Annotated in this window: 21 protein-coding genes; 7 read left to right on the top strand and 14 right to left on the bottom strand. The window is 70.7% G+C overall.

Features of this window, described 5'->3' with window-relative positions; translation table 11 throughout:
• Positions 1-165 precede the first annotated feature (165 nt).
• Positions 166-3,459 carry a S8 family serine peptidase gene (locus tag AC1DWP_RS11315; protein WP_477614553.1) on the top strand — a complete coding sequence of 1,098 codons (3,294 nt, stop codon included), beginning with the start codon at positions 166-168 and terminating at the stop codon, positions 3,457-3,459.
• 95 nt (positions 3,460-3,554) lie between these two features.
• On the opposite strand, the gene AC1DWP_RS11310 is transcribed toward AC1DWP_RS11315, so the two are convergent.
• On the bottom strand, positions 3,555-4,016 hold the full coding sequence (locus AC1DWP_RS11310) for a hypothetical protein (RefSeq protein WP_477614552.1): 462 nt from the start codon (positions 4,014-4,016) through the stop codon (positions 3,555-3,557).
• Between the two features lie 34 nt (positions 4,017-4,050).
• Positions 4,051-4,320, bottom strand: a complete 270-nt coding sequence (locus AC1DWP_RS11305) for a DUF7218 family protein (protein ID WP_477614551.1) — start codon at positions 4,318-4,320, stop codon at positions 4,051-4,053.
• 169 nt (positions 4,321-4,489) lie between these two features.
• Between AC1DWP_RS11305 and AC1DWP_RS11300 the strand changes: the two genes are divergently transcribed.
• Together AC1DWP_RS11300 and AC1DWP_RS11295 are read left to right on the top strand one after the other, a co-directional pair.
• Complete coding sequence (locus AC1DWP_RS11300) at positions 4,490-5,005, top strand: DUF6328 family protein (protein WP_477614550.1); 516 nt, start codon at positions 4,490-4,492, stop codon at positions 5,003-5,005.
• A 19-nt stretch (positions 5,006-5,024) separates the two neighbouring features.
• Entirely contained in the window at positions 5,025-5,675 is a 651-nt protein-coding gene (locus AC1DWP_RS11295; RefSeq protein WP_477614549.1) for an MBL fold metallo-hydrolase, read from the top strand.
• 2 nt (positions 5,676-5,677) lie between these two features.
• On the opposite strand, the gene AC1DWP_RS11290 is transcribed toward AC1DWP_RS11295, so the two are convergent.
• Both AC1DWP_RS11290 and AC1DWP_RS11285 read right to left on the bottom strand, forming a co-directional pair.
• A complete protein-coding gene (locus tag AC1DWP_RS11290; protein ID WP_477614548.1) occupies positions 5,678-5,827 on the bottom strand; it encodes a hypothetical protein in 150 nt (49 codons plus the stop codon).
• A gap of 100 nt (positions 5,828-5,927) precedes the next feature.
• A complete protein-coding gene (locus AC1DWP_RS11285; RefSeq protein WP_477614547.1) occupies positions 5,928-6,176 on the bottom strand; it encodes a DUF2630 family protein in 249 nt (82 codons plus the stop codon).
• A gap of 58 nt (positions 6,177-6,234) precedes the next feature.
• On the opposite strand from AC1DWP_RS11285, the gene AC1DWP_RS11280 reads away from it, so the two are divergent.
• Together AC1DWP_RS11280 and AC1DWP_RS11275 are read left to right on the top strand one after the other, a co-directional pair.
• Positions 6,235-8,214 (top strand): DUF362 domain-containing protein, encoded by a 1,980-nt coding sequence (locus AC1DWP_RS11280; RefSeq protein ID WP_477614546.1) that lies wholly within the window; start codon positions 6,235-6,237, stop codon positions 8,212-8,214.
• Positions 8,211-9,344: an NAD-dependent epimerase/dehydratase family protein gene (locus AC1DWP_RS11275; protein ID WP_477614545.1), complete on the top strand. Its 1,134-nt coding sequence runs from the start codon at positions 8,211-8,213 to the stop codon at positions 9,342-9,344. Before AC1DWP_RS11280 ends, AC1DWP_RS11275 begins: the two co-directional genes overlap by 4 nt.
• Here AC1DWP_RS11275 and AC1DWP_RS11270 read toward each other — a convergent pair.
• The 9 genes from AC1DWP_RS11270 to AC1DWP_RS11230 form a co-directional block, all read right to left on the bottom strand.
• Positions 9,292-10,002, bottom strand: coding sequence for a hypothetical protein (locus tag AC1DWP_RS11270; RefSeq protein ID WP_477614544.1), 711 nt, complete (start codon positions 10,000-10,002; stop codon positions 9,292-9,294). The two genes, AC1DWP_RS11275 and AC1DWP_RS11270, sit on opposite strands and share 53 nt — an antisense overlap.
• A gap of 13 nt (positions 10,003-10,015) precedes the next feature.
• Complete coding sequence (locus tag AC1DWP_RS11265; RefSeq protein ID WP_477614543.1) at positions 10,016-10,804, bottom strand: hypothetical protein; 789 nt, start codon at positions 10,802-10,804, stop codon at positions 10,016-10,018.
• 5 nt (positions 10,805-10,809) lie between these two features.
• The gene (locus AC1DWP_RS11260; protein ID WP_477614542.1) at positions 10,810-11,532 is read right to left on the bottom strand and encodes a hypothetical protein; all 723 of its coding nucleotides are present in this window, start codon (positions 11,530-11,532) and stop codon (positions 10,810-10,812) included.
• Positions 11,533-11,539: 7 nt separating this feature from the next.
• Positions 11,540-11,995: a hypothetical protein gene (locus AC1DWP_RS11255; protein WP_477614541.1), complete on the bottom strand. Its 456-nt coding sequence runs from the start codon at positions 11,993-11,995 to the stop codon at positions 11,540-11,542.
• Complete coding sequence (locus AC1DWP_RS11250) at positions 11,995-13,257, bottom strand: hypothetical protein (protein WP_477614540.1); 1,263 nt, start codon at positions 13,255-13,257, stop codon at positions 11,995-11,997. Before AC1DWP_RS11250 ends, AC1DWP_RS11255 begins: the two co-directional genes overlap by 1 nt.
• Positions 13,258-13,437: 180 nt before the next feature.
• Positions 13,438-13,863: an NUDIX hydrolase gene (locus AC1DWP_RS11245; RefSeq protein ID WP_477614539.1), complete on the bottom strand. Its 426-nt coding sequence runs from the start codon at positions 13,861-13,863 to the stop codon at positions 13,438-13,440.
• A gap of 187 nt (positions 13,864-14,050) precedes the next feature.
• Complete coding sequence (locus tag AC1DWP_RS11240; RefSeq protein ID WP_477614538.1) at positions 14,051-15,769, bottom strand: AMP-binding protein; 1,719 nt, start codon at positions 15,767-15,769, stop codon at positions 14,051-14,053.
• 13 nt (positions 15,770-15,782) lie between these two features.
• On the bottom strand, positions 15,783-16,982 hold the full coding sequence (locus AC1DWP_RS11235) for a pyrophosphate--fructose-6-phosphate 1-phosphotransferase (RefSeq protein WP_477614537.1): 1,200 nt from the start codon (positions 16,980-16,982) through the stop codon (positions 15,783-15,785).
• Between the two features lie 73 nt (positions 16,983-17,055).
• Positions 17,056-17,571: a L,D-transpeptidase family protein gene (locus AC1DWP_RS11230; protein ID WP_477614536.1), complete on the bottom strand. Its 516-nt coding sequence runs from the start codon at positions 17,569-17,571 to the stop codon at positions 17,056-17,058.
• An 82-nt stretch (positions 17,572-17,653) separates the two neighbouring features.
• On the opposite strand from AC1DWP_RS11230, the gene AC1DWP_RS11225 reads away from it, so the two are divergent.
• Complete coding sequence (locus AC1DWP_RS11225) at positions 17,654-17,881, top strand: hypothetical protein (RefSeq protein WP_477614535.1); 228 nt, start codon at positions 17,654-17,656, stop codon at positions 17,879-17,881.
• Positions 17,882-17,894: 13 nt separating this feature from the next.
• Here AC1DWP_RS11225 and AC1DWP_RS11220 read toward each other — a convergent pair whose 3' ends face one another.
• A complete protein-coding gene (locus AC1DWP_RS11220) occupies positions 17,895-18,524 on the bottom strand; it encodes a M15 family metallopeptidase (RefSeq protein WP_477614534.1) in 630 nt (209 codons plus the stop codon).
• Position 18,525: 1 nt separating this feature from the next.
• Here AC1DWP_RS11220 and AC1DWP_RS11215 point away from each other — a divergent pair, with 1 nt between their 5' ends.
• Positions 18,526-18,756 (top strand): hypothetical protein, encoded by a 231-nt coding sequence (locus AC1DWP_RS11215; protein WP_477614533.1) that lies wholly within the window; start codon positions 18,526-18,528, stop codon positions 18,754-18,756.
• The last annotated feature ends 26 nt before the right edge of the window (positions 18,757-18,782 follow it).

The raw sequence follows: 18,782 nt of genomic DNA, 5'->3' as shown, positions 1-18,782 counted from the left end.
CGTCGGCGCGGGGCGCTGACCAGCAGTTACTGACCAAGAATTTACCCATACCACCCATATCGCCGGCCACAACTCGGGTCACACTGACTCGGTTCGCCCCCGGCCAACCCGGGTGCGACGCCTGCAGCTCAGGAGGACCTGCAGGATGACTGAAGGGACACCACCGTGACCGGACGCATCACGCGCCGCGGCATCACGACGATCGCTGGGATCGCTGCGGCAGGACTTGTCGCAGCAGCAACCGCCCCCATGGCGGGCGCAGACCCCGGAGACCGCGTAGCCGGAAATGACAAGACCCCCACGGCCCAAACGGCCCAGGGCAAGATCAAGAAGCCGAAGGCGAACGACAAGCTCGGTCAGCACGACCGCGAGCTGCTCACCCGGGCCCAGGACAAGGGCACCCCGCGGGTGACCATCATGGTCGCCACCGGCAAGGGGCAGGCCACCGCAACCGCCAAGAGCATCAAGGCCGCCGGCGGCTGGGTCGCCAAGGTCAGCGACAAGTACGGCTACGTGAGCGCCAGCGTGCCGACCGGCAAGGTCGACGCGCTGGCCAAGTCCTCGTCCGTCCTCGCGGTCGACCTCAACGAGTCGATCCCGCTCCCCAAGCCCGAGGCGGAGCAGCCCGCCGGGGCAGCCCTGGCCGCGCCGCAGCCGGCACCTGGTGCGGGCACGCCGAACGACAACCCCTACATGCCGACCCGCGACATCGGCTCGATCGCCTTCAAGAACGCCCACACCACGTGGGACGGGCGGGGCATCACGATCGGTGTCATCGACTCGGGCGTCGACCTGGACCACCCGGCCCTGCAGACCACCAGCACCGGCGAGCGCAAGATCGTCGACTGGGTGACGGGCACCGACCCGCTGATCGAGAGCGACGGGTCCTGGCGCGCCATGCTCACGAGCGTGACCGGTCCCAGCTTCACCGTGGCCGGCGTCGCCGGCACGTGGACCTCGCCCGAGGGCACCTACAAGTTCCAGCGCGTGGCGGAGAGCATCTCGGCCAACGACGAGGCGGCCGGTGACTTCAACCGCGACGGTGACAAGACCGACCGCTGGGGCATCCTGTACAACGAGACCACCCACGACATCTGGGTCGACGCCAACCAGGACCAGACGTTCTCCGCCGCCGAGAAGATGCGGCCCTACAAGGAGCACTTCGACGTCGGCCACTTCGGCACGGACAACCCGGCCACGGCGATCGCCGAGTCGATGCCCTTCACCGTCGAGTACCGCGAGGACGTCGACCTTGCCCCCGCGGGCCTGCCCGGCCAGAAGGCCGACTTCGTCAACATCGGCGTCGTGGAGGCCGCCCACGGCACCCACGTCGCCGGCATCGCAGCCGGGCACAGCCTTTTCGGCGGAGCGATGGACGGTCAGGCGCCCGGCGCCAAGATCGTCTCGACCCGCGCCTGCTCGTGGGGCGGTGGCTGCACCGCCGTCGCGCTGACCGACGGCATGGTCGACCTCGCCGAGAAGCGCGGCGTCGACGTGATCAACATGTCGATCGGTGGCCTGCCTGCCCTCAACGACGGCAACAACGCCCGGGCCCGGCTCTACGACGCCATCATCGACGGCGGCGTCCAGCTGGTCATCTCGGCCGGCAACAGCGGCCCCGGCATCAACTCGATCGGTGACCCGTCGGTCGCCACGAAGGTCATCAGCGTCGCCTCCTCGGTGACGAAGGAGACCTGGCTGTCCAACTACGGCGCGGAGGTCTCGTCGGCCTTGGCACTGCACAACTACTCCTCGCGCGGCCCTCGTGAGGATGGTGGCTTCAAGCCCAACGTCATGGCCCCCGGGTCGGCGGTCTCCTCGATCCCGACCTGGCAGCCTGGTGGCGCCGTCCCCGAGACCGGCTACTCGCTGCCTCCGGGCTACGCGCACTTCAACGGCACGTCGATGGCTTCGCCGCAGACTGCCGGCGGCGTGGCACTGCTCCTGTCGGCTGCCAAGGCCACTGGTGTGGACGTGACCACCCGACAGCTGCGCGACTCGCTCTACAGCTCGGCCGACTACGCCACGAACGTCGAGGCCATCGGGCAGGGCGCCGGTCTGGTGGACATCCCCGGAGCCTGGGAGCTGCTCAAGACCAAGCCGTCCGCGCAGGACATCACGACGACGGCCCCGGTCTGCACCCCGCTCTCGGACCTCCTCGCGACGCCCAACGAGGGTCCGGGTGTCTTCAACCGCTGCGACGCAGCGCACGGCGGCCAGGTATCCGGCGAGACCAAGACCTACATCGTCAAGGCGACGCGCACGAGCGGAACCGGTGGCCGGGTGGCGCACAACCTGCGCCTCGTCGGCAACGACGGCACGTTCTCGCTGCCGACCACCAGCCGTCCGATGCCCAAGGGTGAGTCGGTCGACATCCCGGTGAAGGCCCGCACGAGCACCCCGGGTACGCACTCGGCGATCCTGGAGATCGACGACCCGGCGACCAAGGTCGTCGACCAGCGCGTGCTGCTCACCGTGGTCCTCTCGCAGGACCTGGCGGCACCGTCCTACGCGAAGTCCACGTCCGACTCCGTCGAGCGCAACCTCACCAAGAAGGTCTTCGTGACGGTCCCGCAGGGCGCCAAGGCCCTGCAGGTCAACCTGAGCGGTGTGCAGGCAGGTGGCCAGGTTCGCTGGATCGCCTTCAACCCGTATGGCGTTCCGGTCGAGTCGACGTCGTCGCTGGTGTGCTTCACCAACTTCAGCGACCCGTCGTGCAACAGCACCTCACGGAGCTATGCCAACCCGCTTCCCGGCATCTGGGAGCTGGAGGTCGAGGCCCGGCGCACCACGCCGACCCTCGCCAACCCGTTCACCATCGCCGCCGCGGTCCAGGGTGTGGTCGTCGACCCGGCGTCCCAGACCCTCGCCTCGGTGACGGCGGGCCAGCCGGCTCCCGTGTCGTGGACGGTGACGAACCAGTTCGGCCAGGTCAGTGCCACGCCTCAGGGTGGGGTCCTCGGCAGCGCGGTCTCCGGCCGCAACACGATCGCCAACCACGAGGTGAAGGAGTTCCAGGTCGTCGTGCCCGCGGGCGCCACTCGCCTCACGGCAACGATCGGGCGGCCGTCCGACCAGGGCGCCGACCTCGACCTGTTCGTCCTGCGCGGCGGCGCGATCGTCGCCCAGCAGGCCGACGGCGACTCCGAGGAGTCGGTGACCATCACCAACCCGGTGGCGGCCACCTACACCGTGCGGGTCGACGGTTACGCCGTACCGAGCGGCAGCACCCAGTACGACTACCTCGACGTGTTCTTCAGCCCGGCGCTGGGTTCGTTGACGGTCCCCGCGACCGCCCTCGACCTCGCCCCCGGTGCCTCGGCGCCGGTCTCGGGCCAGCTCACGGCGAACGCAGCACCCGCTGCCGGTCGTCAGCTCTTCGGTGAGATGCGCGTCCTCTCCGACCAGGGCGCGGTGCTCGGCACCGGCTCGGTCGTGGTCGGCTCCGTCACGCCGTAACCACCTCACCACTGGACCCCGCAGCCCTCGTGGCTGCGGGGTCCAGTGCTTTCTCGCCGGTATGCCGCGTGCCCGAGCACCCGGCCCACGGAAAGTCAGCGCTCCAGCACCTCGTCCACCCAGAGCGGCCGGCCCTGTTGGCAGGTGGTCGCCATCCCGGTCACCGCGGTGCCCCGCAGGGTGACCGTGTCACCGGCCGCCAGCCCCGCCGTGTGACCCACCAGGAGCCACAAGCCTTCGCCCTCGCCCAACAGCAGGCAGCCGGCCCCCACCCCCTCGACCACCGTGCCGGCGACCGTGATCACTCGCCCCCGGCCCGCGGGAGAGGTGACAGTGAGGTCCTCGGTGAAAGAGGACGGCGAGGACGAGGCCGACGACGCTGAGGACGACGACGCTGGGGTGGTCGACGCTGGGGTGGTCGACGCTGGGGTGGTCGACACTGGGGTGGTCGACACTGGGGTGGTCGAAGTCGGGCCCAGCGCAGGGGTGTCCCCGGCCGCGCTGCAGCCCGTGACCGCCAGCAGCAGGCACCCCGAGATGACCATCCGCATCCTCACGCTCCCATCATCCCCCGTGCAGGACTCCCGTCACTCAGTGGCTGCGCAGGGCGTTGACCAGCTCGGCCTTCGACATGGAGGACCGACCGTCGATCCCGATCTCCCTCGCACGCTTCATCAGCTGGTCCTTGGTCCAGTCGTCGTAGTCACCACTCTTCCCGCCCTTCTTCCCGACCGCGGAGCGGGACGAGTTGGCAGCGGCGTTGGAGATGCGGGCGGCCTTCTCCTTGCTGGCACCGTCGTCGCGCAGTGCTTCGTACATCTCCGGGTCCTTCACGGACGGCCCTGGCTTGCGTTGCGGCATGACAACCTCCTGATCCGTCGGGGCGCCGGTCGGGGACTCCGACCGGGCGACTTCCACGCTCAGCCTCGTGCCCACCGACCGCCACCCCAAACCCGTCCTGGGCCGGATCGGGTGACGAGCTTTGCTGTGGTGGTGGTTTGGACCGGCACCTGTGAGGTACATGTGGACCATGACCGAGGACACTCTCAACCGTGGGCGCCACGAGACCCCAGAGGAGAGGCTCGACCGCAACTGGGACGAGCTGCTCCAGGAGCTGCGCGTCGTGCAGACCGGTGTGCAGATCTTGGCGGGCTTCCTGCTGACCCTGCCGTTCCAGCAGCGGTTCACCGAGATCGAGGACGTCGACCGGACGGTCTACCTCGTCGCGTTCTGCCTCACGGTGGTGGCCACGGCGTTCCTCGTCGCTCCGGTTGCCTCCCACCGCCTGTTGTTCCGCAGACGTGAGAAGGCCACCCTCGTCGCCATCGCCCACGTCTGCGCGCGCATCGGCCTGGTCGCCCTCGCCCTCGCGGTCAGCACCGTGGCCTTCGTCATCTTCGACGTCGTCACCGGCACGGGCGGGGCGGTCACCGCCGCGACGGCCATCCTCCTGCTCTTCCTCGTGAACTGGCTGGTGCTGCCCCTGGGGCTGCTGCGCCGCGACCAGGCCTCCGGGCGACGGGCCTCCGCGGGTGACCACACCTGAGGTGCGCGAGGATGAGGGTATGCCGGACATCGCACCTTCCCCGGGCGGCGTGCGCATCCAGCGCGTCGTCACCGCAGGCACCTTCGACCGACCCGAGGGCGCCCTCACCCTCGAGAACAACACGTGGGTCATCGGCGACGACTCGGAGTGCCTGGTCATCGACGCCGGCCACGACGGCCGCGCCATCGTGAAGTCGATCCCGCGCGAGCAGCGGGTCCAGGGCGTCCTCGTCACCCACGGTCACTTCGACCACCTCGATGCGGTCGGTGAGGTCTGCGACGGCACCCGCGCCCCGGCATACCTGCATCCACGGGACCGGTTCCTGTGGGACGAGCTCTATCCGGTGACGCCGGACCGCGAGCTGGCCGACGGCCAGACGCTGACGGTCGGCGACGTGGAGCTGCACGTCCTCCACACGCCGGGCCACACGCCCGGGTCGTGCTGCTTCCACGCACCCTCGCTCGGGGTCGTCTTCACCGGCGACACCCTGTTCCCGGGCGGGCCCGGCGCGACGCGGCACGACTACAGCGACTTCGCCACGATCATCGAGTCGGTGCGCAGGCTGTTCAGCCTGCCCGAGGACACCGTGGTCCTTCCCGGGCACGGGGACTCGACCGTCATCGGCAGGGAGCTACCCCACCTGCAGGAGTGGGTCGAACGAGGCTGGTGAGGTCAGGTGAAGAGCAGCACGCCGGCGATGACGAGCAGGACCGCAGCCGCGTAGACGAGCAGGACTGCGACGGCGATGGCAGCGGCGCTGTGGCTGAGCCACCACTTGGTCTCGTGGTGGGGGACGTGCAGGTGGGCGAGTGCTGTGCGCATGGGCGCACCCCCTCGGGGTTGGGAACCGGCCTGCTTCGAGAGTAGGACGCCCACCCGATATGTCCAGTCAGCCACGCCGCCCACCGGGTGGCCGCGGGCCTCAGCCCCGGTAGTTCTCCACCGTGCCGGCGTCTCGCACCTCGGCGCTGGCGGGGTCGTCCCCGAACTCGCGCTTGGCCCGTCGCTGACGAAGCAGGTCCCAGCACTGGTCCAGCTCGACCTCGATGGTGCGAAGCCGCTGGTTCTCCTCCTCGACGCTGATCTCGCCGGCGCCCAGGCTGCTCCGGAGCCCGTGCTCCTCGTCGATGAGTCCCCTGATGTGCTGCTGGATGTCGATGTCGTCGGCCACCCGATCACTATGGCACCGCCCACTGTCGGTGGCGAGGACGCGCTGGTTTCATTGACGCGTGGCACCGCTGGGCGTGCCGAGCCGGGATCCGCTGGCCTGCATCGTGGTCAGGGGCGGGGACGTCGACGCCCTGGCCACCGCCGCCCGCCGGCTGGACGCCTCTAGGCAGGGACCCGCCCTCGTCCTCGCCCGCCTCTGCCAGCCGACCCCCGTGAGTGTTGTCGCGGTCCACGCGGTGGTCGACCTGCTGCACGATCGGGGATGCGCGCCGGTGACGGTCGGCACCAGCCTGCATGCCTACGACCGCGACCGCGGGCACCACTCGGTGGCCGACCTCGCGCGCCGGGCCGGCCTGCAGGGCCGCACGTCGCGGGGCTTGGCCTACGACGTCGTCGACCTCGGCGCAGCGCTCGTCGAGGCGCCGGTGCCCGACACGAGCGTGCTGTCCGGTCACCAGGTCTCGCGCCTGTGGGCCGAGGCCGGTGCGCGGGTGGTGCTCGCCCGAGCCGTCACCGACCTCGTGCACGGGTATGCCGCGTGCCTGGCCACCCTGCTGGGTGCGGCACCGGAGGTCGCCGGCGCAGATCCCGGCGACGTCGCGGCCGACCTGCTCGCGCACCTACCCCCCACCATCGCGGTCGTGGATGCCCTGTCCGCCAGCGTGGGACCGGACGGCGCCCGACTCCCGCGGGTCATCGACAGCAACGTGATCGTGATCGCGACCGACGTGCTCGCCGCCGACAGCGCGTGTGCCGCCCTGCTCGGGCTGGACCGCTCCGCGTCAGGCCTGATGGAGAGGTCGATCCTGGCCCACGGCGCCCCGGCGGGCCGCACCGAGGGGCAGCTGGYGCCCCTCGCCGGTGCGCACGCGGCGCACCCCCTCGCCCGCGCCGCCGCGCGATCGGTCGCTGCCGAGCCCCGACTGGCGCGAGTGCTGAGCGCGGCCACCGGAGGTCCGGACGAGGGGGCGCGACCTCCCGACCCGGTGCTCTCCACTGTGCGAGCCGTGCTGACCCCGCTCGTGGGCGCGGCGGACGACACCGTGGGACACCTGCCCCTCACGACGATCCTCGGTGGTGTCGCCACCCTGCGACAGGGGACGCTCGCCTGGGCGACCAGCGCGGACAAGGCGACCGTCGACCGCCGGGAGGTGCCGCTGGGCTTCGACCTCGCGGCATACGAGGAGGCGGCCTTCGACGGACTCCCTGCCTTGGTCGCGCCGTTCGAGGCCCTGCTCGAGGGCGTGCCGGACAACGCCGACGGAATGCGCTGGCGGCTCGTGGACGGCGCCACGGTCTTCGAGGTGGGGCGCGACATCCGGGCCGACTTCGACGAGTTCGTCGCCCGCGTGGACGTGGCGGCCGGGATCAGCCTGATGGCCGACTACCTGGGTGGCCGACGGGTCGTCCTGTCGAGTCCGGCCGGCGGACCGGGGAAGGCCGCCGTGGCTCGCACCAGACAGGCCGAGCGCAACCTCTACCTTCCGCAGCCCAACTACCTTGCCGCCTGGGGCGGCGAACCGATCGACGTCTGCAAGATCGAGCTCGTCGAACGAAGCGCCGACTGGCACCGGCTCACGTGGCGAACTATCAAGAGCCCCAACGGTTCTGCCGAGTTCGACGACGGCAGCCTGACGTTCAGCCGCACCACGTCAGGCACGCACGCTGTCGTGCGTGGCCGACAGCTGTTCGCCCTCCCCAACGCTTGGGCCGGGGTGGACCTGGCGGCACTGCCGGAGCTGCGCAACCCACTCCTCGAGGAGGCCTACCGGAGGTTCTTCACCACGACGTTCGACAACCTGGAGGCCTGCTTCGAGGGACGCGAGTTCCGCATCGGGCGCCCACCGATGGACCCCACCGAGCCGCTGCTCACGCAGTCCCTCGACCTGCTGCTCGGCGCCGTCAGCCAGTGGCTGGGAGACACGACCGACCGCGGAGACCCCGCGACTGCGGCCGGGCGCCGCGGACCGGGCACGGTCGGGTCGGCCGTCGACGACGTGGACTCCCAGGGCTTCCGGCACGTCAGGGGGCACCGGTGAAGGTCGCGGTCACGGGCGCCACGGGCATGGTCGGCGGACAGGTGGCGAGCGCCGCGCTCGCGGCCGGTCACGAGGTCCTGGCCGTCACCAGGCCCGACCCCGAGCGCCGCGAGGCGACCCTCCGGATCGGCGGACACCCGGTGTCGAGGGCCGCGGCGGCCCTCACAGACAGCGCATCCCTCACCCGAGCGCTGCGCGGCTGCGACGGCCTGGTCCACTGCGCCGCTGTCTACGCCTTCGGGGCGGCGCGCGCGGGAGAGGTCGAGCAGGTCAATGCCGAGGGCACCCGTGCCGTCCTCGAAGCTGCTGCTGCCGCGGGCATCTCCCGCGTCGTCGTGACCACCTCGTCAGTCACGTGCGGTTCGAGCCTGCTCCCCCGGGCGAGGTCGGAACACGACCACCTCGGCACCGAGCCGGCCCCCGCCTACTACGCCAGCAAGGTCGCCCAGGAGGAGGTGGCGCTGGAGACCGGGCAACGCCTCGGCCTACCGGTGGTGCTGGCCCTGCCGACCGTCGTGCTCGGCGGGCCGTTCACCCGCTTGGCACCCAGCAACGCCATCGTGCTGCGCTACCTCCTCGACCCCACCCGCAGCACCTTCGCGGGTGGCTGCAACGTGGTCGACGCGCGCGACGTCGGCGCCGGACACGTCGCGCTGCTCGAGCGCGGCGTCGCCGGCGAGCGCTACCTCCTCGGCGGCGAGGACCTCAGCTGGCGGATGCTGCACGCCCTCGTCTCCGACCTGGCGGGGCTGCCCGGACCGTTCGCCGAGATGCCCGCCGGGAGCGCGTGGGCCCTGTCCGCCGCCGCCGAGTGGTGGGCCGGGCTGCGCGACGAGACCCCGCTGACCACGCGCGAGGAGGCCTCCACGGTCGGCCGGTTCTACTGGTACACCTCGGCCAAGGCGCAGGACCTCGGGTATGCCGCGCGACCGGCTCGCGCCGCCGTCGCCGCCTCGCTGGCGTGGTTGGCCGTCAGCCCCGACCTGCCGAGGTGGGCGCGGGAGGGCCTGCGGCTGCACCCCGAGGTGCGCGCCGCCCGAGAGCTGGTGGCGGCCCCGCCGGCGGGTGCGAGCGACCTCAGTCCGCGACCTCGACGGTCACCTCCAGCGTGGCCTCGTCGCCGCCGCTGACCTCCACGCGCCCGACGTACTGCTCACCCGGCTGGACCACGTTCTCGTCGAGGTTTGCCTCGATCCGCACCTGGTACTCACCGCCGGCAGGGATCGTGACCCGGTCGGGGTCGACGGTCAGGGTCACCGCCACCACGGTGCCGGTGGCGTCACGCAGCTCGCTCGGCTCCAGCTCGACTCGACGCGCGCGCGGGTGGCGGTTCACGATCGTGACCGAGGACTGCGCGGTCTGCCCGACTGCGGCCCGCAGGAGCACCCGCGCCCGCCGCACCCCGTCGTCCTCGTCGTGCGGGGGTGCCGGCGGGGCTGCGCCGTTGCGGGTCTCCGCGGCCCCTCGGCGCGTCCGGGAGCCGGCACCGGCCGTCGTGGCGTCGCTGATGATCCGGGCCGCGCTCCGAGTGCCCAGCGCCATCAGGTCACTCGCGTAGTCGAAGCCGAGCGCGCCTGCCTCCCGCCAGTAGCGCGCACCCTCGCGACTCACGGCGTCGAGGTAGGCCCGGCTCGTCGACGACCGGTCCACGTCGCCGGACAGGGTGGCCCGCCCCAGCTCGAGGGACTGCTTGGCGAGGGCCGCCTGGGCCTGAAGGGCTTGTCGGGCGAGCTCGGTGATGCGCGCCAGGGTCTCGTCCGCAGCGGCGGTGTTCTTCGAGTCGGTCATCTCGGTCCTCCTGTCAGCAGCAGCATCCGCAGTCACACCCGACCTCGACGGCGTCGCAGTCCGCCGGGAGCACCACGACGGCCACGCGCTGCGACCGGGCGCACCCCTCGAAGCGGACGTCCGCGTAGGCGCTGGCGCACGAGTCCACGTCGGTCGCCCGTCTCGTCCTTGCGACCGTGACGTCACCGGCGACATCGAGCGTGGCTGTCGCGCCCCTGCCCTCCTTGGTGTCCTTGGTGTCCTTGGTGTTCGACGAGCCGTCGTCGGCTGAGCCACGGGTCGAGAGGAGCAACCGGACGACCCGGTCCTCACACGGCCCCAGGACGAGCTTCTTCTCCTCCAGCTCGGCGCGGATCTGGAGGTCGTCGCCCGAGCAGCGGTGCCATGGCCCGATCTCCAGGGACACCTCGCGCTCCCGGCGCCACGGGTTGTGCAGCCGGAAGGGCACCACCCGCACCTCACCAACCCTGGCATGCACGACGACATCGGCCTCGGGTACGCAGCAGTCGCACGCGTCGCCGCACCCACAGCTGTCGTGACACCCACAGTCCTTCGCGCCGCAGTCCCTCTCGCCATGGTGGTGACCCTCGTGCTGGTGACCCTTGTGGTGGTGACCCCCGTGCTGGTGACCGCGCGCGCCGCCGGGAGCACCCGGCATACCCAGGCCGGCGGCGGCCACCACCGGCGACCAGGCCTGTGACCACTGGTCCCAGGCCGCGGTCGACTGGTCCATCCACTGCTGCACGGCGCCGGCGAACCCGTCGCGGAGGGTGGTGAGGTACTCGGGTGCGGTCGTGCTCATGCTGATCACTCCGATGGGTCGTGGGGCAGGATGATGACGTCGAGATCGGCTGTGCCGACAGGGATCCGTGCGGTATGCCGCCTGGTCGGGTCGAGCTCCTCAGGCACCGTGAGGTGGCCCTCGAGGACGGTCGTGCTACCGGGTGCCAAGGTCGCCGCAGCAGTCAGCGTCAGGGTGACGTCTGGACCGGCGTCGGGGTCCGGGCTGCCGTCGTCGGTGTGAGCGCGCACGACCGAGGAAAGGGGGATGGTGATGTTGCCGTCGTTGGTGACGGTCAGGGTGAGCGCGTTCGCTCCCACCTCGGCGAGGACGCGGCGCGGCGAGACGTGCATCGAGAGGTCGGCCTCGACCCGGAGCACCGCTTCCCGGCGGATGCCCCCGACCTCGACCTCCGCGGCGTACTCGCCCGGTGGGGTGTCCGGATCGAGCCGGAACGACACCGGCAGGTCGGCCGTGGCGCCGGGCGCGATGACCGCGGCGCCAGACCCGGTCAAGGCCGCTCGACCAGTGCGGTGCAGGGTCAGTCCCCGGACGGCGACCCGTTGGTCGACGGCGTTCTCGACCGAGACCGTGGCGCGCACCAGGCTCGGCGGCCCGGTCAGGACGATGGTGTCCACGGCTGGCTTCTTCGCGGGAGCGCGCGTCGCGCCCGCGGCCGCCTTGGTCGCGGCGGTGGTCGCCTTGGTCGCGGCGGTGGCCTTTGTCGGCTTGCGTCGGGCGGTCGTCATGGAGGGCTCACAGGTCGATCACGACGGGACCGTGGTGCTCGGGCCGGATGTGCGTCGTGGTGCTGCCGCGCACCGTGATCGCGAAGAGCTCCAGTCCGAGCACCGTCCAGCCCCAGGTCTGTTCGTACGGCATGCAGACCTCGGTCGCCGGCGGGGGACCCAGCTCGAGCCGGACGCAGGTGTCCACCGCCACGGGCTTGAGGTCGACCGAGGACGTGGAGTCCACGCTCGAGGTGGTGTTGACGGTCGACGTCGTCGTGACGGGTTCGAGCGTGACGGGTTGGAGGGTGATCGTCGAGTCGGTGTGGACGGTGTTCTCGCCGTTGTTCGTGTTGGTGGTGCCCCCGGCGAGGGTGAGGTTCATCTTGTCCAGCCCGGTCAGGGTCGAGGTCACGTCCGCGGTGACGTCGGAGCTGAACGTGTTCCCGCCGAAGACGGTGGTGTCGATCGAGTAGTCGGCCATCAGAGTGCTCCTGCGGGACGGTGTGCATCGGACGAGGGTGCGTCTGCGTCGGGGCTGACGAGGTAGGAGTGGTGGAAGCCCAACCGGGGGTCGCCCCAGGCCCCCAACCGCGAGTCGAACTCCTGGAGCTCGGGCATGACGATCCGGTCGCGGACCTCCAGGGACGGGTAGTCGTAGACGGTGATGTGGTTCTGCCCGCGGTTCGCGGTGAACAGCAGGGTCTGGTCGGCCGAGAGCTGGCAGGCGTAGATCCCGTCGACCAGGGCGCCACGGCTGACTCGCAACGACTCGGCATACAGCTGGGAGTTGCTGAAGAAGTTGCCCCGCATGACCGACTCGGCCAAGGTCGTGGCCGACTGGCGGGTGAGCGCGAGGCTCTCCAACGCCCCCGGGTGCTCGTCGATGAGCCGGTGCTGGCTCAGCGTGAGCAGGTCGACGAAGACCACGGTGTGGCTGCCGCCGGTGCAGAAGATGAGCTCGGAGTCGGAGATCGTCACGTCGGAGTTGATGTGGGCCGGCAGGTCGCGGTCGGCTGCCCAGTGGCGCACGATGCGGCCGTCCTCGGCGTCGATCTCGAAGGCGTACTGCCGGAGCCAGGCCATCCCCCAGTGCTCCCAGTCGGAGCGGTCAGCAGCATTGACCCTGAAGGAGATTGCGTAGAAGACGTCGAGGACCGGGTGGCAGACCACGTGCCAGCAGGTCGTGGGCAGCACGATCCGGCGAACCTCCCCCGTGACCGTGTCGAGGATGCCGACCTCCTTGGCCTCACCCCGGGTCGGGTGGTCCATCCCGCCGTAGACGATGTACCGACCGGAGGCGGTCCGTTTCATGGCGTGGGGGATCTTCAGTCCGTGCGGCGCGATCTGCTCGGCCTTGGTCAGCCGGTTCACGTCGAGCTTCCAGAGGTGCTCGCCGATCGAGGTGACGAACTGGGTGTCGTCCAGCCAGACGACGTGGGTGCTGCCCTTGATGGTGGTGTCGGGGACCTCGAAGCGCAGGGTCGAGACGCGGTCGGCCTCCTCCAGCGTCGCGAGATCGTAGAAGAGCAGGTGCTGGCCGGTGTTGCCCAGGAAGCCGATCCGCCTGCTCGGGTCCACGCTGGGCGCGTGACCACCCGAGGCGCCTGCGAAGTAGGTGACCTTGTAGGCATGGTCCCCGGTCACCGGGTCGTAGTGGAACAGGCACACGCCAGCCCTGCCCTCGAGACCGTTCAGTCCGTTGCCGTCGAGGGCGACGTGAAACGCGTATGGGTAGGTCCGCACAGGCAGCCCCGGCCTACTCGAGTACCCGACGGACCCCGGCGGACCGCCGCTTTCACCGTACTCGGGGTCCAACGGCCTCGAAAGGGCCCAAGGGCCACCCAGTGAGACCAACCGGGTCCACCCACACCAGGATGCCCGTAATGTCGGAATGACCGGTGCAGTCGCCCCAGTCGAGTCCGATCAGGTGTCGGGCCAGATCATCGACCACCGCGAAGCGAGAGCCTTGCGCGTCCGGGGCGACAGGTTGAGGCCGACGATCTCCGGCAGGCTCCACCACAGCGCGGACGACCCGGTCACCGTGGGCAGCAGGGAAGGCTCGGCCCCGCACTCGAAGACCAGGTGCACCACGTGCTGGTCTCCGTCGACGACGCTGTCGACGTCGATGACCTCGGCCCTGGTGGCTGTCAGCGCACCCGCCGCGGAAACCAGCCGCCGGACGCGGATGACCGGGTCCTCACCCACCTCGATGACTGCGCTGGGCAGGCCCCAGAACGGCTGCTCCGGCGCCTTTGCCCGGTCGAGGAGCACGCGACGGTCGGGGTCGATGCTGAGCACGTGGACGGCGATACAGGTCCTCACCGGCACGGCTTTGGCCAGTCGTAACATGCCAACTTCCCATCAGGCAAACGGTCGGTAACCCCCCAGTCCCCACTGTTTGTCGGACAGGACCGCTCCCGGTTCCGGTTCGACGGCGCCAGACTAGTCGAGCGGCCCGGTCAAAGCCACGGGCGTCTCGCGGGCCCCTCCCGCTCCGACCCGACACCCGCGTCCCTCGGCCCCGGAGCGCCGCTGGTCACGCCTTGAGGTCGGCGAACTGGTCGTCCCGGAACTCCTCCGACAGGGACCTCCCACCGTCGAAGGCCTGCTGCTCGCGGTCGCGCAGCTCGACCCGGCGGATCTTGCCGGAGATGGTCTTGGGCAGCTCGAAGAACTCGACGCGGCGCACCCGCAGGTAGGGCGCGAGGTGCGTGCGGGCGTGCGCCAGGATCGCCTTCGCGGTGTCGGCGTCGGGCTCCCAGCCGGGAGCCAGCGCGATGTAGGCCTTCGGCACCGCCAGCCGGGTCGCATCGGGCGCGGGCACGACCGCCGCCTCGGCCACCGCCGGGTGCTCGATCAGTACGCTCTCGAGCTCGAACGGCGACACCTTGTAGTCGCTCGCCTTGAAGACGTCGTCGGTGCGGCCGATGTAGGTGATGTAGCCCTCCGCGTCCCGCTGGGCCACGTCCCCCGTGTGGTAGTAGCCACCGGACATCGCCTGGGCCTGCCGCTCGTCGTCACCGAGGTAGCCGGTCATCAGGTTGACCGGGTGCCGGGACAGGTCGAGGACGATCTCCCCCTCGTCGGCGGGCTCGCCGGTCAGCGGGTCGACGAGAGCCACGGGCACACCGGGCATGGGTCGCCCCATCGACCCGGGCTTGAGTGGCTCACCGGCGATGTTGCCGATCTGGAGGGTCGTCTCGGTCTGGCCGTAGCCGTCGCGGATGGTCAGGTCCCACGCGCGCTGGACCTGGCTGATGACTTCGGGGTTCAGGGGTTCGCCCGCAGCCAGCAGCTCTCGCAGGTCACCGCTCCCACCGCTGAGGTCGGCCTGGATCAGCATGCGCCACACCGTCGGTGGCGCGCAGAACGTCGTGACCCCGGCCCGCCGGATCTGGTCCAGCAGCGCCCCTGCGTCGAACCGCGTGTAGTTGTGGACGAAGATCGTGGACTCCGCGATCCACGGCGCGAAGAAGCACGACCACGCGTGCTTGGCCCACCCGGGCGAGCTGATGGCCAGGTGGACGTCGCCGGGTCTGGCACCGATCCAGTACATCGTCGACAGGTGACCGACCGGGTACGAAACCTGAGTGTGCTCAACGAGTTTCGGCTTGCTGGTCGTGCCCGAGGTGAAGTAGAGCAACAACGGGTCCGTTGCCGCGGTGACGGTCTCGAAGGGGTGCGGCTGCACGGCATACGCGTCCGTGTAGGTGTGCCAGCCGTCCACGTCGCCGACGCTCACCCGCACGTAGTCGCCGGGCACCTCCTCGAACTTGGCGGCGTCCGCGCCGTTGGCCACGACCACCCGGGCGCCCCCGCGCTCGACGCGGTCGCGCAGGTCCGCCGGACCGAGGGCCGCCGTCGTCGGCATGATGACGGCGCCGAGCTTGAACACCGCGAGCATCGTCTCCCACAGCTCGACCTGGTTGCCGAGCATGAGCAGCACCCGGTCGCCCTTGGCCACGCCGAGCCCCGACAGCCAGACCGCGACCTGGTCGGAGCGCGTGGCCATCTCGTCGAAGGTCAGCCGCTGCTCGGAGCCGTCCTCCTCCACGAGCCACAGCGCCGTCGCGTCGTTGCCGCGGGCGATGGCGTCGAACCAGTCGACCGCCCAGTTGAAGCGCGCCCCGACGTCGGGCCAGCTGAACTCGCGGACAGCCCGGTCATGCTGCCCGCTGAGCGCGACGAGCGTGTCGCGAGCCTTTCGGTATGCCGTCGTGCTGGGACTGGGCTCGGCCGCGGACGTGGGTGCCATGGCACCGACTGTGCTACGCCTGCCCGAGGTCAGCAAGCAGGGTGGTGAACCAGTCGACGGAGGAGTCGAACGCCTTGCCCCCCTTGATCCGGTCGAACTCGATGGCGCGCAGCGTGTCGCCGCGCTCCTCGTCGTGCCCCACCACACCGGACTCGCCACGCAGCGCCGCGTCCACGGCATACGTCGTGCAGTCCTTGATGAGGGCGAGGTCCGCGTCGTTGGCCGCGGCCGACCGCGCGAAGTAGCCGCTCTTCTGCACGAGCACCTTGTCGGCCCCGAGCTGGTCGGCGAACTGCTTGGCGAACCACGCCCCCGGGTTCACCTTGTCGAGCTGGACGTGGCCGAACGGGTCGCGCGGCACGTCCTGCCCGGCGGCCTCCATCGCCTCGACGATCTCGGTGACGCCAGCGCCCTCGGAGACGAAGAGGTTCACGCCGTCGTAGTCGTCCATGACGCTGCGGAGCCGCTTCGCCTCGCTCGCGATGTCCAGCGGGCGTTCCGGCACGAAGACACCGTGGACGTCCCACCGCTCCGCGGAGTTCTCCAGCCAGCCGCTGAACTCGGCGCCCTGGACCCACCTGTGGTGTGCGAGAGCCGTTGCGGCAGTGAGCCATCCGCAGTTGCGGCCCATCACCTCGTGCACGATGAGCATGCGAGGGTTGGCGGAGTGCTCGGCGATCACGTTGCGCGCGAACGACGCGCCCTGCTCGGCGGCGGTCCAGGCTCCGAGGGACTGCCGGATCGGGATCACGTCGTTGTCGATCGTCTTCGGGAGCCCGACGACCGTGAGCTCGTAACCGTTGGAGTGCAGGAAGGCCGCGAGATCGGCCGCCGTTCCGTTGGTGTCGTCGCCACCGATCGTGTGCAGGACGTCGACGCCGTCGCGGGTGAGCTGCTCGGCCGCGACGTGCAGGGGGTCCTGGCCCTCCTGGACCAGGCCGCGCTTCACGCAGTCCTTGACGTTGGTGAGCTTGACGCGGCTGTTGCCGATCGGGCTGCCGCCGAAGCCGTGCAGCAGGTGCGCCTTGGCGCGCACCTCGTCAGTGACCTCCACGGAGTCACCGGTGAGCAGGCCGGCATACCCGTTGCGGTAGGCAATGAGGCGCACGTCGGGCGCGACCTCGGAGTAGCGCTCGATGAGCCCACCCACAGCGGACGAGAGGCAGGGGGCGAGGCCACCAGCGGTGAGCATGGCGACGGTTTTCACGGTCATGGGCCCACTCTGCCGTGTCGGAGAGGGCACGGCCACCGTGGTCTCAGCTGGTCGACTCAGCTGGTCGCCGGGCTCAGCTGATCGACATCACGGCGCCGGACCGTTCCCAGCGCATCACGGCCAACAGCGCCGAGGTCGGCAGGGAGACGCAGCCGGCCGTCCCCCTGCCGGTGTCGACGTGGAAGAAGATCGCCGAACCCCGCCCGGGCGTCCGCCCCTCGTTGTAGCCGATCACCTGGGCGTAGTTGTAGGCAGGCGTGTTGAGCAGGTTCTCCGCCGAGTTCCACCGGCCGTTGACCGGCTTGCGCTGGTGGGTGTTGTAGAGGCTCGACTGGCTGTCGTCGACCCAGACGTCGGAGCCGTCGACGCGGAACCAGCCTTGGGGGAGACCGGGATTCGCGCGGGCACCGAAGCCTCCCCGCAGGGGGAAGGTGCCCGCCGGTGTCTTGAGGTCACCCTCGCGCTTGGACCAGCTGACCCCGTTGAGCCCGACGTGGCCGTGGTAGGGCCCGAGGTCGAGGACGTAGCCGGCGGAGGTCCGGCGGCAGGCGCGTACGGTCGCGCTGGAGCCGGCCGACCTGACGGTCACGACCTGCGACGCGCGCACCCCCGAGGGAACGGAGCAGCTCGGCGCGGCCTGGGGTTTCGGACTGGGCTTCGGACTGGGCTTGGTGCTCGGCGGGGTGGATTTCGGCGTCGACCGGGTGGTGGTGGACGGCTTCGGCTTGGGTGCCGTCGTCGTCGTCGTGGTCGAGGTGGTCGCGGCCGGTGTCGTCGTCGAGACGGTGGCGCGCGACGTCCGGGCCGTGGCCTCCGGCTGGCCAGAGCAGGCGGGGAGCGCCGCGACCGCCGTCAGGCAGAGCGCAGCCGACACGGCATACCTGCCACGTGGGCGGTGAGGGAGAACCCGCGTCATCGGTCGAAATGCTGGTAGTCGGGGTGTGACCACAGGCCGCCCCAGCGCAGGCCCTGGCTGGTGAACGCCCGCACTGCGGCACTCCCGCTGGACGAGAAGACGCCGGGCGCCGGGCCGCGCCGGCTCAGCCAGTAGCGATCGGGGTAGACCGTCCCGTTGTCGGCGACGTAGGGGTTCTCGAAGTCGTTGACGTCGATCGCCGTGCCGTAGGCGTGCTTGCTGTAGACCTTGCTCGCTTCCTGACCCCCGACGTAGCGGCAGTTGAACGCGGAGGTGTTGTCCGCCTCCATCGCCGCGTAGTCGTTGGCGCCCGGGCCCTTGGGGTTGCGGCCCCACGACGAGTCCATCGGCTTCATCTGGCGGATGCGGAACTGCAGTGCGTAGAGCCGGGCGAACGCAGCGGCCGTCTCGTCGGCGATCGACGCGTTCACGACGAGCGACCCCCTCGACCGCTTGCCGTCGAAGCCCCAGAAGTTGACCCGCACGTACCGCAGCTGCGAGCGCCCCACCGGGCACCCCGCGGTCCACGAGTAGCCCACCATCGCGTTCCAGACGCCGTCAGGGACGCGGGCGACCGAGGCGTTGGCGCCCGAGCCGACTGCGGGTTCGTTCCGGGGGAAACGCACCGTGGGCTCGGCACCCGCCCGCGGGACCGGTGCCAGGCTCGTGGCCGCCGGGGGCTTCGGAGCAGGCGTCGTATGCCGCGTGGCCGGCGCCGGGGGCTTGGTGGCCTTCGATGGCGTGGCGGCAGGCTTCGTGGTGGTGGTCGTCGTGGTCGTCGCGCTCGTCGTGCTCGTCATGGCCGAGGTCGGCGCGGGCGACGTGGACGCAGCGGTGGTGTCGGCGGAGTCGGGCTGACCGCCACCGCACGCGGAGGCGAGGAC

This window comes from Pedococcus sp. P2_F6, from assembly GCF_056403675.1.
This window is presented reverse-complemented; position numbering and strand designations above follow the sequence as displayed.

Bases quoted from the DNA above. Each gene is read 5' to 3' on its own strand.
- AC1DWP_RS11305 (WP_477614551.1), bottom strand. From the start codon at position 4,320: ATGCCGCAACGCAAGCCAGGGCCGTCCGTGAAGGACCCGGAGATGTAC.
- AC1DWP_RS11300 (WP_477614550.1), top strand. From the start codon at position 4,490: ATGACCGAGGACACTCTCAACCGTGGGCGCCACGAGACCCCAGAGGAG.
- AC1DWP_RS11295 (WP_477614549.1), top strand. From the start codon at position 5,025: ATGCCGGACATCGCACCTTCCCCGGGCGGCGTGCGCATCCAGCGCGTC.
- AC1DWP_RS11290 (WP_477614548.1), bottom strand. From the start codon at position 5,827: ATGCGCACAGCACTCGCCCACCTGCACGTCCCCCACCACGAGACCAAG.
- AC1DWP_RS11270 (WP_477614544.1), bottom strand. From the start codon at position 10,002: ATGACCGACTCGAAGAACACCGCCGCTGCGGACGAGACCCTGGCGCGC.
- AC1DWP_RS11265 (WP_477614543.1), bottom strand. From the start codon at position 10,804: ATGAGCACGACCGCACCCGAGTACCTCACCACCCTCCGCGACGGGTTC.
- AC1DWP_RS11260 (WP_477614542.1), bottom strand. From the start codon at position 11,532: ATGACGACCGCCCGACGCAAGCCGACAAAGGCCACCGCCGCGACCAAG.
- AC1DWP_RS11255 (WP_477614541.1), bottom strand. From the start codon at position 11,995: ATGGCCGACTACTCGATCGACACCACCGTCTTCGGCGGGAACACGTTC.
- AC1DWP_RS11245 (WP_477614539.1), bottom strand. From the start codon at position 13,863: ATGTTACGACTGGCCAAAGCCGTGCCGGTGAGGACCTGTATCGCCGTC.
- AC1DWP_RS11240 (WP_477614538.1), bottom strand. From the start codon at position 15,769: ATGGCACCCACGTCCGCGGCCGAGCCCAGTCCCAGCACGACGGCATAC.
- AC1DWP_RS11235 (WP_477614537.1), bottom strand. From the start codon at position 16,982: ATGACCGTGAAAACCGTCGCCATGCTCACCGCTGGTGGCCTCGCCCCC.